This window comes from Arenimonas daejeonensis (genome assembly GCF_007993735.1).
In the GTDB taxonomy this organism is placed as follows: domain Bacteria; phylum Pseudomonadota; class Gammaproteobacteria; order Xanthomonadales; family Xanthomonadaceae; genus Arenimonas; species Arenimonas daejeonensis.
The window spans coordinates 2,030,834-2,043,238 of record NZ_CP042453.1 but is presented as its reverse complement, the minus strand read 5'-3'; the positions used below and the strand labels follow the sequence as shown (position 1 = coordinate 2,043,238).

General features: G+C 67.8%; 9 protein-coding genes and 4 pseudogenes. 7 read left to right on the top strand and 6 right to left on the bottom strand.

Annotation, left to right across the window (positions count from 1 at the left end; translation table 11 throughout):
* Positions 1 to 2: 2 nt before the first annotated feature.
* Both FRZ33_RS09895 and FRZ33_RS09890 read left to right on the top strand, forming a co-directional pair.
* Positions 3 to 476: an SRPBCC family protein gene (locus FRZ33_RS09895; RefSeq protein WP_146909385.1), complete on the top strand. Its 474-nt coding sequence runs from the start codon at positions 3 to 5 to the stop codon at positions 474 to 476.
* Entirely contained in the window at positions 469 to 2,007 is a 1,539-nt protein-coding gene (locus FRZ33_RS09890; RefSeq protein ID WP_146909383.1) for an MFS transporter, read from the top strand. The genes FRZ33_RS09895 and FRZ33_RS09890 overlap by 8 nt, the downstream gene beginning before the upstream one ends.
* A 27-nt stretch (positions 2,008 to 2,034) precedes the next feature.
* On the opposite strand, the gene FRZ33_RS09885 is transcribed toward FRZ33_RS09890, so the two are convergent.
* Positions 2,035 to 3,537: an aldehyde dehydrogenase gene (locus FRZ33_RS09885; RefSeq protein ID WP_146909382.1), complete on the bottom strand. Its 1,503-nt coding sequence runs from the start codon at positions 3,535 to 3,537 to the stop codon at positions 2,035 to 2,037.
* 10 nt (positions 3,538 to 3,547) lie between these two features.
* Positions 3,548 to 4,093 (bottom strand): cupin domain-containing protein, encoded by a 546-nt coding sequence (locus FRZ33_RS09880; RefSeq protein ID WP_146909380.1) that lies wholly within the window; start codon positions 4,091 to 4,093, stop codon positions 3,548 to 3,550.
* 136 nt (positions 4,094 to 4,229) lie between these two features.
* Here FRZ33_RS09880 and aptA point away from each other — a divergent pair.
* The 5 genes and pseudogenes from aptA to speB form a co-directional block, all read left to right on the top strand.
* A pseudogene (gene aptA / locus FRZ33_RS09875) lies at positions 4,230 to 5,596 on the top strand (omega-aminotransferase AptA).
* A gap of 70 nt (positions 5,597 to 5,666) precedes the next feature.
* Positions 5,667 to 6,757 (top strand): annotated as a pseudogene (gene ald, locus FRZ33_RS16965) (alanine dehydrogenase).
* A 164-nt stretch (positions 6,758 to 6,921) separates the two neighbouring features.
* Positions 6,922 to 8,428 (top strand): annotated as a pseudogene (locus FRZ33_RS09865) (CoA-acylating methylmalonate-semialdehyde dehydrogenase).
* Positions 8,429 to 8,436: 8 nt separating this feature from the next.
* Positions 8,437 to 8,961, top strand: a complete 525-nt coding sequence (locus tag FRZ33_RS09860; protein ID WP_146909378.1) for a YqhG/Tai3 family protein — start codon at positions 8,437 to 8,439, stop codon at positions 8,959 to 8,961.
* Between the two features lie 84 nt (positions 8,962 to 9,045).
* Positions 9,046 to 9,990: pseudogene (speB, locus tag FRZ33_RS09855) on the top strand (agmatinase); the annotation flags it as partial.
* 71 nt (positions 9,991 to 10,061) lie between these two features.
* Here speB and gstA read toward each other — a convergent pair.
* The 4 genes from gstA to FRZ33_RS16280 form a co-directional block, all read right to left on the bottom strand.
* The gene (gstA, locus tag FRZ33_RS09850) at positions 10,062 to 10,676 is read right to left on the bottom strand and encodes a glutathione transferase GstA (RefSeq protein ID WP_146909376.1); all 615 of its coding nucleotides are present in this window, start codon (positions 10,674 to 10,676) and stop codon (positions 10,062 to 10,064) included.
* 78 nt (positions 10,677 to 10,754) lie between these two features.
* Positions 10,755 to 11,381, bottom strand: coding sequence for a peptide-methionine (S)-S-oxide reductase MsrA (msrA, locus tag FRZ33_RS09845; protein WP_146909374.1), 627 nt, complete (start codon positions 11,379 to 11,381; stop codon positions 10,755 to 10,757).
* 96 nt (positions 11,382 to 11,477) lie between these two features.
* A complete protein-coding gene (locus FRZ33_RS16285) occupies positions 11,478 to 11,945 on the bottom strand; it encodes a rhodanese-like domain-containing protein (RefSeq protein WP_227977762.1) in 468 nt (155 codons plus the stop codon).
* Entirely contained in the window at positions 11,912 to 12,394 is a 483-nt protein-coding gene (locus FRZ33_RS16280; protein WP_227977761.1) for a DedA family protein, read from the bottom strand. The genes FRZ33_RS16285 and FRZ33_RS16280 overlap by 34 nt, the downstream gene beginning before the upstream one ends.
* Positions 12,395 to 12,405: the final 11 nt, after the last annotated feature.

Sequence of the window (12,405 nt, the reverse complement as noted above, 5' to 3'; positions counted from 1 at the left end):
TGATGTCCGCGAGCCTGAAGCCACCTGCGCTGGAAACCGACGACGAACTGATCATCGAGCGCGAGTTCGACGCGCCGCGCGACGTGGTGTTCAAGGCCTGGACCGACCAGGCCGCACTGGCGGTCTGGTTCTGCCCTGAAGGCTGCGACGCGCCATTCCAGCGTTTCGACCCGCGCGTGGGCGGTACCTACAGGGTCTGCCTGCGCGGCAAGGAAAGCGGCACCGAGTGGTGGATGCAGGGCGAGTTCCTGGAGATCGTGCCGCCCGACCGCATCGTGATGACCCACGTCTGGGACGACGTCGCCCGCCGTCCCGACCAGGATTCGGTGATCACGGTGCGTTTCGAGGAGATCGGCGGCAAGACCCGCATGCACTTCCACCAGGTCCGTTTCGTCTCGGTGGCCGAACGCGACGACCATCGCGGCGGCTGGAACAGCTGCTTCAACCGACTGCAGGAGATGCTTGCCCATGGCTGATACGCACGTCGTCGGGCCGAAGGCCACGCGGCGCGAATGGATCGGCCTGGGCGTGCTGGCCCTGCCCTGCCTGATCTATTCGATGGACCTGACGGTGCTGTACCTGGCGATCCCGTCCATCGCCGCCGACCTGCGCCCCAGCGCCGGGCAGATGCTGTGGATCGTGGACATCTACGGCTTCCTGCTGGCCGGCTTCCTGATCACGATGGGCACGCTGGGCGACCGCATCGGCCGGCGCCGGCTTCTGTTGATCGGCGCGGCGGCGTTCGGCGCGGCGTCGGTGCTGGCGGCGTTTTCGACCAGCGCCGAGATGCTGATCGCCAGTCGCGCCCTGCTCGGCATCACCGCCGCCACGCTGTCGCCGTCCACTCTGTCGCTGATCCGGAACATGTTCCTGGACGACCGCGAACGCATGCAGGCGATCGGCATCTGGATCGCGGCATTTTCGGCCGGCGGCATCCTGGGCCCGGTGATCGGCGGCGTACTGCTGCAGTGGTTCTGGTGGGGTTCGGTGTTCCTGCTGGCGGTGCCGGTGATGGTGCTTCTGCTGGTGGTGGGGCCGAAGCTGCTGCCGGAGTTCCGCGACGAGAACGCGGGCCGGATCGACCTGGGCAGCGCGCTGCTGTCGGTGAGCGCCGTGCTGGCGGTGATCTACGGCATGAAGCGCCTGGCCGAACATGGCTTCGCGCTGGCGCCTTTCGTGATCATCGCGGCCGGCCTCGGCATCGGCCTGCTGTTTGTACGCCGGCAGCGGCGCCTGGCCGATCCGATGATCGACCTGTCGCTGTTCCGCGCACCGGCCTTCGGCACCGCGCTGGGCTGCAACGTGCTGACCATCTTCATCGCCTTCGGCTTCTTCCTGTTCATCGCGCAGTATTTCCAGCTGGTGCTGGGCATGACGCCACTGGAGGCCGGGTTGTGGACCGCGCCCTCGGGCGTCGTCTTCGTGATCGGTTCGATGCTGGCGCCGAAGCTGGCGCAGCACTGGCCGATCGCGCGCATCATCGCCGGCGGCATGGTGGTGTCGGCGGTCGGCTTCGGCCTGCTCACCCAGCTCGGTTCCCTGCCTTTCCCGCTGCTGATGCTGGGATACACGCTGTTCTGCGCCGGCCTGGCGCCGATCGGCGCGCTTACCACCGACCTGGTGATGAGCTCGGCACCACCGGAGCGGGCTGGTGCCGCCTCGGGCATTTCAGAAACCAGCTTCGAGTTCGGCGGCGCGCTGGGCATCGCCGTGCTCGGCAGCATCGTGATGGCGATGTACCGCAGCGGCATCGTCGATGCCGTGCCGCCGGGGCTGCCCGTCGAAGCCGTCGCCGCTGCCCGCGACACGCTGGGCGGTGCCGTGGATGCGGCTCGCGCACTCGGCCCCGCCGGCGATGCCCTGCTGCAGGCGGCGCGTGACGTCTATGTCGCCACGCTGGAGAAAGCCGCCTGGATCTGCGCCGGGCTCAGCCTGTTCGCCACCGTGCTCATCCTCGGGTTCGAGAAGCGGCTGGCCATGATCACGGCGCCGGCACCGGCATCATGATCCGCACCGCTGCTGACGAGACCGTACTCAGGGATCGAGGTTGATCCAGGTCGCCTTGACCTCGGTGTACTTCTCGAAGGCGTGCAGGGACTTGTCGCGGCCGTTGCCGCTCTGCTTGTAGCCGCCGAAGGGCGCGGTCATGTCGCCGCCGTCCCAGTAGTTCACCCAGACGCTGCCGGCGCGCAGCTTGCGGGCGACGCGATGGGCGCGGCTGATGTCGGAAGTGAACACGCCCGCGGCCAGGCCGTAGTCGGAATCGTTGGCCATGCGCAGGGCGTCCTCCTCGGTGTCGAAGGCGATCACGCTCAGCACCGGCCCGAAGATCTCCTCGCGGGCGATGGTGTGGCCGTGTTCGACGCCGTCGAAGATGGTCGGCGCGATGTAGCAGCCGCCTTCCACCGTCTGCAGGCGCTCGCCGCCGATCACCACGCGACCGCCTTCGGCGCGGCCCTTGGCGATGAAGTCGAGTACGCGCGTGGTCTGCGATTCGTCCACCATCGCGCCCATCGGGGCGCCGGGTTCGAGTGGATGTTTGGGCTGCATCTTCCTGCCGAACTCCGCCACCTTGGCCACGAACTCGTCCTTGATTTCGCGCTGCACGAAAAGCCGCGATGCCGCGGTGCAGACCTCGCCCTGGTTGTAGAAGATGCCGCTGGCCGCGGCCTGCGCGGCACGATCCAGGCTGGGCGCATCGGCGAACACCAGGTTCGGGCTCTTGCCGCCGCATTCCATGTAGGCGCGTTTCATGTTCGACATGCCGGCGCAGACCATCAGGTGCTTGCCGACGGCGGTGGAACCGGTGAACACCAGGCCGTCCACGTCCATGTGCATCGCCAGTGGCTCGCCGGCACCGCGGCCGAAGCCCGGCAGCACGTTGAACACGCCGGGCGGGATGCCCGCTTCGATCGCCAGCTCGGCCAGGCGCAATGCGGTCAGCGGCGATTTCTCGGAAGGTTTGAGCAGCACCGAATTGCCCATCGCCAGCGCCGGCGCCAGCTTCCACACCGCCATCAGCAGCGGGAAGTTCCAGGGCACGATCGCGGCGACCACACCCAGCGGTTCGCGCGTGACCAGGCCCAGTTCGTCCTGCCCCGTCGAGGCGACTTCGCCGTAGACCTTGTCGATGGCCTCGCCGGTCCAGGACATGCAGCGCACCGAGGCGGCGACGTCCACGTTCAGCGCGTCGGACACCGGCTTGCCCATGTCCAGGGATTCGAGCAGCGCGAGTTCCTCGCCGTGCTCGTGGATGAGCTGGGCCAGCTTGACCAGTACCTTCTTGCGATGCGTCGGCCGGGCGTTCGACCACTTGCCGGCGTCGAAGGCCGCGCGGGCGACCTTCACGGCGCGGTCCACGTCCACGGCACCGCATTCGGCCACTTTCGCCAGCACGCGGCCGTCGATCGGGCTCAGGCAGTCGAAGGTCTTGCCGCTGGCGGCGTCGACGTACTTGCCGTCGATGAAGGCCTGGTGGCGGATCGACAGGCTGGCGGCGCGCTGCAGCCAGTCTTCTCGGGTCTTTGGCTTGGTCATGGCGGCAAACTCAGAAGGTGGGCGGCGTATTGGCGCTGACCAGGATGGCCTCGTCGCTGCCGATGTTGCGGAACCGGTGCGGCAGCCGGCTTTCGAAATAATAGGCCTCGCCGGGACCCAGCACGCGCACCTGGTCACCGACGGTGATCTCGACGCGGCCCTGGATGACCACCCCGCCCTCCTCGCCGTCGTGGCTGAGCATGGTCTCGCCGGTGTCGCTGCCGGGCGGCATCACCTCGCGCAGGATGCACATCTGCCGGTTGCGGCGGTGCTGGCCGACCAGGAAATAGTGGATCTCGTTGTTGCCCAGGTCGGGCTGCTCGCTGGCCGGGTAGAACGGGCTGTCACCCGTGTCTTCCAGGTCCATGGTGAAAAAATCGGCCAGCGAGATCGGGATGCCGTCGAGCACCTTCTTCAGCGACGAGATCGACGGGCTGACCTTGTTCTGTTCGATCAGCGAGATCGTGGAGTTGGTGACGCCGACCCGTTTGGCCAGCTCGCGCTGGCTCAGGCCCTTGTTCTTGCGCACCGCCTGCAGCCTGACTCCGATATCCAAGCGAGATGCCTCCCAAGTGATGCGGGATATTTAACACCGCACCCCGAAGCGGTCAATTAAACCGGTCATTCGTTCCGGATTGTAAATTTTATTCAACGCTGATAGCGTGCCGGGCATCCCCCTGCGAGCCCCCGCCATGTCCGTTTCCGACCCGCAAGCCAGCCTCGAAACCTATGCGGCCCAGGCGACCGCGACCCCGGAGCAGACCGACGCCTTCTGGATGCCGTTCACCGCGAACCGGCAGTTCAAGCAGGCCCCGCGCCTGCTGGCCAGCGCCGAAGGCATGTATTACCGCAGCACCGACGGCCGCGAGATCCTGGACGGCACCGGCGGCCTGTGGTGCGTGAATGCCGGCCACGCCCGCCCGCGCATCGTCCAGGCGATCCAGCAGCAGGCGGCCACGCTCGATTTCGCCCCGACCTTCCAGATGGGCCATCCCCTGCCCTTCGTGCTGGCCGAACGGCTGGCGGAAATCGCCCCGGACGGGCTGGACCACGTGTTCTTCACCAATTCCGGCTCGGAGTCGGTGGACACCGCGCTCAAGATCGCCCTGGCCTACCACCGCGTGCGCGGCGAAGGCCAGCGCACCCGGCTGATCGGCCGCGAGAAGGGTTACCACGGCGTCGGCTTCGGCGGCATCGCGGTCGGCGGCATGGTCAACAACCGCAAATTCTTCGGGCCGATGCTGCCGGGCGTGGACCACCTGCGCCACACGCTGGACCTGCAGCGCAATGCCTTCTCGCGCGGCCTGCCGCCGCACGGCATCGAGCTGGCCGAGGACCTGGAACGGCTGGTGCAACTGCACGATGCCAGCACCATCGCGGCCGTCATCATCGAACCGATCTCAGGCAGCGCCGGCGTGGTGCTGCCGCCCGAGGGTTACCTCCAGCGCATCCGCGAGATCTGCGACAAACACGGCATCCTGCTGATCTTCGACGAGGTCATCACCGGGTTCGGGCGCGTGGGCAATGCTTTCGCGGCCCAGCGTTTCGGCGTCACGCCGGACCTGATCACCACCGCCAAGGGACTGACCAACGGCGCCGTACCCATGGGTGCGGTGTTCGCCTCGGGCAAGGTGCACGATGCCTTCATGCAGGGCCCGGAAGGTGCGATCGAGCTCTTCCACGGCTACACCTATTCCGGCCACCCGCTGGCCTGTGCCGCGGCCCTGGCCACGCTCGACACCTATGCCGAAGAGAACCTGTTCGACAAGGCGATCGAGCTGGGAACGTACTGGGAAGACGCGATCCATGCCCTCAAGGGCCTGCCCAATGTCATCGACATCCGCAATTTCGGCCTGATCGGCGCGGTGGAGCTGGCGGCCCGGCCGGACGCCCCGGGCAGCCGCGGCTACGAGGTCTTCAACCGGGCCTTCCACGAACAGAACCTGATGGTGCGCTGCACCGGTGACGTGATCGCGCTGTCGCCCCCCTGATCCTGAACAGGGAACACATCGACCGGATTTTCGACCGGCTGGCGGCTACCATACGCGCCACCGCCTGACCGGGCGGATCCCCCAAAAAAACAGCTCCGCCCCGGGAGGGCAGTTCCATGCTTATCGGCGTCCCCAAAGATCAAGAACCACGAATACCGCATCGGCCTGACCCCGGCCGGCGCCCGCGAACTGGTCGACCACGGTCACCAGGTCATCGTGCAGCGCGACGGCGGCAAGGCGATCGGCCTGACCAACGAGATGTACGAAAAGGCCGGCGCGACCATCGTGGACAGCGCCGCGGCGATCTTCGCCAAGGCCGACATGATCATCAAGGTGAAGGAACCGCAGCCGGTGGAATGCGCGATGCTGCGCGCCGGCCAGATCCTCTACACCTATCTGCACCTGGCGCCGGATCCGGACCAGACCAAGGCGCTGGTGAAGTCCGGCGCCACCTGCATCGCCTATGAAACCGTCACCGACCGCAAGGGCGGCCTGCCGCTGCTGGCGCCGATGTCGGAAGTGGCCGGCCGCATGTCCATCCAGGCCGGCGCGCACGCGCTCGAGAAGGCCCAGGGCGGCTCCGGCGTGCTGCTGGGCGGCGTGCCGGGCGTGAAGCCGGGGGAAGTGCTGGTGATCGGCGGCGGCGTGGTCGGCATCAATGCCGCACGCATGGCCATGGGCCTGAATGCCCGCGTCACCATCCTCGACCGCTCGCTCGACCGCCTGAAGTACCTGGACGAGCTTTACGGCGACAAGATCACCACGCTGTATTCGACCACCGACACGATCGAAGAGCTGCTGCCGCAGTCGGACCTGGTGATCGGCGCCGTGCTGATCCCGGTGCCGCCGCGCCCAAGCTCATCTCGCGCAAGCAGCTGGGCCTGATGAAGCCGGGTTCGGTGCTGGTGGACGTCGCCATCGACCAGGGCGGCTGCTTCGAGACCTCGAAGGCCACCACGCACCAGGAGCCGACCTACGAGGTGGACGGCATCATCCACTACTGCGTCGCCAACATGCCGGGCGGCGTCGCACGCACGTCCACCTTTGCGCTGACCAACGCCACCCTTCCCTATGCGGTGAAGCTGGCGAACAAGGGCGTCAAGGCGATGCTCGAGGACGAGCACCTGCTCAACGGCCTGAACGTGCACGCCGGCAAGGTGACGTACGAGGCGGTGGCGAAGGATCTGGGTTACGACTTCGTGCCGGCTGCGGTGGCTTTGAAGGGCTGAGGCGCTCCCCCTCTCCCCAACCCCTCTCCCGCAAGGGGAGAGGGGCTCAAAAATCTCCCTCTCCCCTTGCGGGAGAGGGGCTCAATGAAGTCTCCCTCTCCCCTTGCGGGAGAGGGCCGGGGAGAGGGGAAACAATCTCGCCAAGACCCAACCCGAGGCCCACCATGCCCCACCCCACCCGCCAGATCCTGCACTTCATCCAGGGCCAGGCCCGGGACGGCGGCAGCGGGCGCTACGGTGACGTGTTCGATCCGGCCACCGGCCAGGTGCAGGCCCAGGTCGCGCTGGCCTCGACCGCCGATGTCACCGCCGCCGTGGATGCCGCGCAGGCGGCATTCCCCGCTGGGCCGCGACCACGCCACTCAACCGCGCCCGCATCCTGTTCAAGTTCAAGGAACTGCTGGAAAAACACGCGGACGAGATCGCCGCCTGCATCACCTCCGAACACGGCAAGGTGCTGGCCGATGCCCGCGCGGCGAGCTGACCCGCGGCCTGGAAGTGGTGGAGTTCGCCTGCGGCGCGCCGCACCTGCTCAAGGGCGAACATTCGATCAACGTCGGCCGCGACGTCGACTCCTACACCGAATACGCGCCGCTGGGCGTGGTGGCCGGCATCACGCCGTTCAACTTCCCGTGCATGGTGCCGATGTGGATGTTCCCGGTGGCCCTGGCCTGCGGCAACACCTTCGTGCTCAAGCCTTCCGAACGCGATCCCGGCACGCCGATGATCCTGGCGCGTCTGCTGAAGGAAGCCGGCCTGCCCGACGGCGTGTTCAACGTCGTGCACGGCGACAAGGAAGCGGTGGACGCGCTGCTGGACGACCCGCGCGTGCATGCGCTGAGTTTCGTCGGCTCGACGCCGATCGCCGAATACATCTATTCGCGCGGCAGCGCCAACGGCAAGCGCGTGCAGGCCCTGGGCGGCGCCAAGAACCACATGGTGGTGTTGCCCGACGCCGACCTGGACCAGGCGGCCGGCGCGCTGCTGGGCGCGGGGTACGGTTCCGCCGGCGAACGCTGCATGGCGATCTCGGTGGCGGTCTGCGTGGGCGAGACCACCGCCGATGCGCTGATCGCGCGGCTCAAACCGATGGTCGAGACGCTGAAGATCGGTCCCGGCTGCCAGGGTGATCCCGACATGGGCCCGCTGGTGACCGGTGCCCACCGCGACAAGGTTCGCGCGTATGTGGATGCCGGCGTGGCCGAAGGCGCGCAGCTGGTCGTCGATGGCCGCGGCCTGAAGGTCGCGGGCGCCGAAACCGGGTTTTTCCTCGGCGGCTGCCTGTTCGACCACGTCACCGCCGGCATGCGCATCTACCGCGAGGAAATCTTCGGGCCGGTGCTGTGCGTGGTACGCGTGCCCGATTTCGACAGCGCGCTCAAACTGGTGAACGAACACGAATACGGCAACGGCACCGCGGTCTTCACCCGCGACGGCGATGCCGCCCGCCAGTTCGCGCACCGGGTGCAGGCTGGCATGGTCGGCATCAACGTGCCGATCCCGGTGCCGATGGCCTTCCACAGTTTCGGCGGCTGGAAGCGCAGCCTGTTCGGCCCGTTGCACATGCACGGCCCCGACGGCGTGCGGTTCTATACGCGCCTGAAGACGATCACCGCCCGCTGGCCCACCGGCGTGCGCGACCCCGAGTTCGTGATGCCCACGATGAAATGAGGAAAGGCATGTCGGCCAAACGCACCGCCCTGTTCGCACTGATGCTCGCCACGGCCCTGCCCGTCGGCGCCGCCGGAAACCCGGCGGCGCTGCTGCGTACCTTCCTCGACACCCATGGCAACCAGTCCGGCCTGCCGACCGGCGACAAGGTCGCGGCAATCCAGCCGTTCCTCAGTGAAGCGCTGAACGAGGCGATGGCCCGCGCCCGCAAGGAACAGGAAGCCTTCATCGCACGGCATCCGGACGAGAAGCCGCCGTGGATTGAAGGCCCGCTGTTCCATTCCTCCGGCGCGGAACCCTTCACCGCCTACGCGATCGTGCTGCCGGCGGGTGGCTGCCCGGACACGCGCTGCGTGATCCGCGTGGACATGGTCGACACGGTCGCCAGCCCCGACGTGCTCTGGCATGACGAGTTCGTCGTCGTGCAGGAAGACGGCGGCTGGCGCGTGGACGACGTGAACTACCGCGCCGGTTTCGAGTTCGGCAACCACGGCTCGCTGCGCACGAACCTTGAGGCCGATCCGGCCGAATGACCGTCCCGCCAGACCGGTGACCCTCGTCCCGGCGATGCCTCGCGGCAGGAACGACGAGCGGACTTCCGATGGGAGCCGTCGTCCATGTCCACGAAAAAGTCGCCCGCCACCGCCAGCACCACCGATCTCGCCTTCACCCGCGCCACGCCCTATGGCAGCCAGTCGGAGCCGACCTATTCGGGCGCGCTCAGCTTCCTGCGCAGGCGCTACAGCAAGGAACTCGAAGGTGCCGATGTCGCCGTGATCGGCGTGCCTTACGACCTCGCCACCACGAACCGGCCCGGCACCCGCCTGGGCCCGCGCGCGATCCGCGCCGCCTCCGCGTCGCTGGCCTGGTGCCCGCCCTACGCCTGGGATTTCGATCCACTGGAACGCCTGGACGTGGTGGACTGGGGCGACGTGTACTTCGACCCGGGCCGGCCGCACGAAGCCCCCGACGCCATCACCACCGCGTACGAACGCATCCTGGCGACCGGCGTGACGCCGCTGACACTGGGCGGCGACCACTTCATCAGCTTCCCGATCCTGCGCGCGCTGCAGGCCGTGCACGGGCCGCTGGCCCTGGTGCATTTCGACGCGCACAGCGACACCTGGCGCGACGAAGACGGGCGCATCGACCACGGCACCATGTTCTTCCACGCCGCGCGGCTGGGTTACGTCGATCCCGCGCGTTCCATCCAGCTGGGCATGCGCACGCACAATGCCGAGACCCACGGTTACCGCGTGCTCGACGCGCGCGAACTGCATGACGGCGGCATCGACGCCGCCATCGCGGCAATCCGCGCACGGGTCGGCAGCGCGAAGTGTTACGTCAGCTTCGACGTCGATTTCCTCGACCCGGCCTTCGCGCCCGGCACCGGCACGCCGGTGGTCGGTGGCTTCAGCACGCACGACGCGCTGCGCCTGGTACGTGGCCTGGCCAGCCTGGACATCGTCGGCATGGACGTGGTCGAGGTCAGCCCGCCCTACGACCACGCCGAGATCACCGCCCTGGCGGCGGCCTCGATCGCGCAGGAAATGCTGGCGGCCTATGCCAGTACCCGTCCAGAGAAAAAACAGGCCGCCCGTAGGCGGCCTTTCCGCTTCCCTGCGACCGGTTGTCAGGCGTTCTTGCCGGGTCCCTTTTCGGCCTCGCGCGCGGCCTGCACCGTCGGGCGCGCGGACACGCGGGCATGGTGCGCGGCCAGCACCGGCCAGCGGGCCAGGTCGATCTTGAATCCCGGCAGCCAGCTCAGCACCACGTACAGGTAGCCGTCGGCCACGGTGAAGCGGTCACCGACCAGCCACTCGCGTTCGCCCATCTGCTCCGCCAGCTGCCCGAGTCGCGTTTCAAGCTTGGTGATCGCCGCCTGCCTGGCGTCATCGCCCAGCGCCGGGTTGAACAGGTTGCTGGCGGTCTTGTGCAGCTCGGAGCTGATGAAGGCCAGCGCGCCCTGCAGGCGGTAGCGGTCCATGGTGCCATTGGCCGGCGCCAGGCCCGAGGCCGGCGCGCGGTCGGCGATGTACTGCACGATGGCCGGCCCCTCGGCCAGCACCTGGCCGTCGTCGAGCTGCAGCGCGGGCACGTAGCCATAGGGATTGATGGCCAGGTAGTCCTGCCCGTCCGCCGTCTTCTTGTCGCGGCCGACCCGGACCAGTTCGAAGTCCAGGCCCGCTTCGAGCAGGGCGATGTGCGGCGACAGGGAACAGGTGCCGGTCATGTAGTACAGCTTCATCGGGGAGCTCCGGTAAAAGGTGTTGCAAAGATGGCGGCATGGCAGCCGCGGGCCAATGCCCGCGGCTGCAACGTTGCGTTACCGCAGCTTGTCGGGGAAAGCGTGCTCGAGCTTTTCGACCTTGGGCAGGGACACGAAGCGGATGTAGGGCTGCCCCGGATTTTTCGCCGCGTAGTCGTGGTGGTAGGCCTCGGCCACGAAGAAGGCCTCCAGCGGCTCGATCGTGGTCGCCAGCGGCGACGCGAACACATCCGCCGCCGTCAGCTGGTCCATGTAGGCACGGGCCACGCGGCGCTGCGCCTCGTCCACCGGGAACACCGCCGAACGGTACTGGGTGCCGACGTCGTTGCCCTGGCGGTCCTTCTGGGTGGGATCGTGCGCGACCGCGAAGAAGACCTTCAGCAGTTGCCCGTAACTGGTGCGGGCCGGGTCGTAGGTGATGCGGATCACCTCGGCATGGCCGGTGCTGCCGCTGCAGACCTTCCTGTAGTCGGCGGTGTCGGCACTGCCGCCGGCGTAGCCGGGCTGCACCTCGTGCACGCCGTCGAGGCGGCGGAACACGGCTTCGGTGCACCAGAAGCAGCCGCCGGCGAGCACCGCTTCACCACGGTCCTCTTCGGGCGACAGGTCAAGCACGGGGTCGGGCACCTGCCCGGGCGCTACGCGCAGGCCCAGGCCGGGCAGTTCGCAGGCGGGGTTGGACATGAGGGGTCTCCGGTTCGGGAAGCAGTTTCCCCACAGAGTCGCTAAGTGGGCGCGAAGAGGCTCGAAGGCAAGATCGTGTTCAGCCGCGAGGGGGTTTCAGGCCTCGCGCGCGACCTCGTGGCCTTCGGTCATCCAGGCATGGAAACCACCCGCCAGCGGCCGCACGCGACCGAAGCCGCGGCTGCGCAGCTGCTTGGCCAGGATCGCGGCCGAGGCCTCGTTCGGGCAGTCGCAATAGACGATCACCTCGTCGTACGGCTCCAGTTCGGCATCGGCCAGGCTGGCAACAAAACGCGCGCCCGGGATCCAGCCTTCGGCACGCTGTTTGGCCGTGCGAACGTCCAGGATCAGCGGGCCCTTGCCGTCGGTGATCAACCGGTGGAGCTCGGGAACCGAGATGCGCGCCATCTCGATCTCCTTCAGGAAACGATGCCGCTGCCACCACTTCCAGGCGACGAAGGCGGTGATCAGGCCCAGCAGCACCGGCAGGCCCCAGCGGCCGAAGGCTTCCAGGGTCAGCAGCACTTCGTTCACGGCTTCGTGGAAGATCGCACCCAGCAGCACGGCGCCCCCGACCACAGCAGTGCGCCCAGGGTGTCGTAGAACAGGAAAATGCCCACACGGGTCCGGTTCTCGCCTGCCAGCGTGGTCGCCACCGCGGCAAAACCGGGCACGAACTTGGCACCGATCAGCGAGGGCGCGCCCCAGCGCGAATAGATGTCGCGGGTCATGGTCACGCAGGAGTCCGGCGACAGCGACAGCCGGCACATCAACCTCAGCAGGGTCACGCCGAAACGCCTGCCACCGAAGAACCACAGCAGGTCGGCCAGCACCGCGGCCACGGTCGAGACAACCAGGATCGGCAGCACCGATTCGCCCCGGTCCACCGCCAGAGCCGCCGTGACGATGACCGCCGGGTACGCGGGCACCGGCAGCCCGCCCTGGTCCAGCAACACCGAGACGAACACGACCAGCAGACCGTAGGTGGCGATCAGGGCAAGCAGCGCTTCCATGGGGTGACCTC

Excerpts from the sequence above, each read along its gene's own strand:
- FRZ33_RS09895 (WP_146909385.1), top strand. The coding sequence starts at position 3 with ATGTCCGCGAGCCTGAAGCCACCTGCGCTGGAAACCGACGACGAACTG.
- FRZ33_RS09890 (WP_146909383.1), top strand. The coding sequence starts at position 469 with ATGGCTGATACGCACGTCGTCGGGCCGAAGGCCACGCGGCGCGAATGG.
- FRZ33_RS09885 (WP_146909382.1), bottom strand. The coding sequence starts at position 3,537 with ATGACCAAGCCAAAGACCCGAGAAGACTGGCTGCAGCGCGCCGCCAGC.
- FRZ33_RS09860 (WP_146909378.1), top strand. The coding sequence starts at position 8,437 with ATGTCGGCCAAACGCACCGCCCTGTTCGCACTGATGCTCGCCACGGCC.
- gstA (WP_146909376.1), bottom strand. The coding sequence starts at position 10,676 with ATGAAGCTGTACTACATGACCGGCACCTGTTCCCTGTCGCCGCACATC.
- msrA (WP_146909374.1), bottom strand. The coding sequence starts at position 11,381 with ATGTCCAACCCCGCCTGCGAACTGCCCGGCCTGGGCCTGCGCGTAGCG.
- FRZ33_RS16280 (WP_227977761.1), bottom strand. The coding sequence starts at position 12,394 with ATGGAAGCGCTGCTTGCCCTGATCGCCACCTACGGTCTGCTGGTCGTG.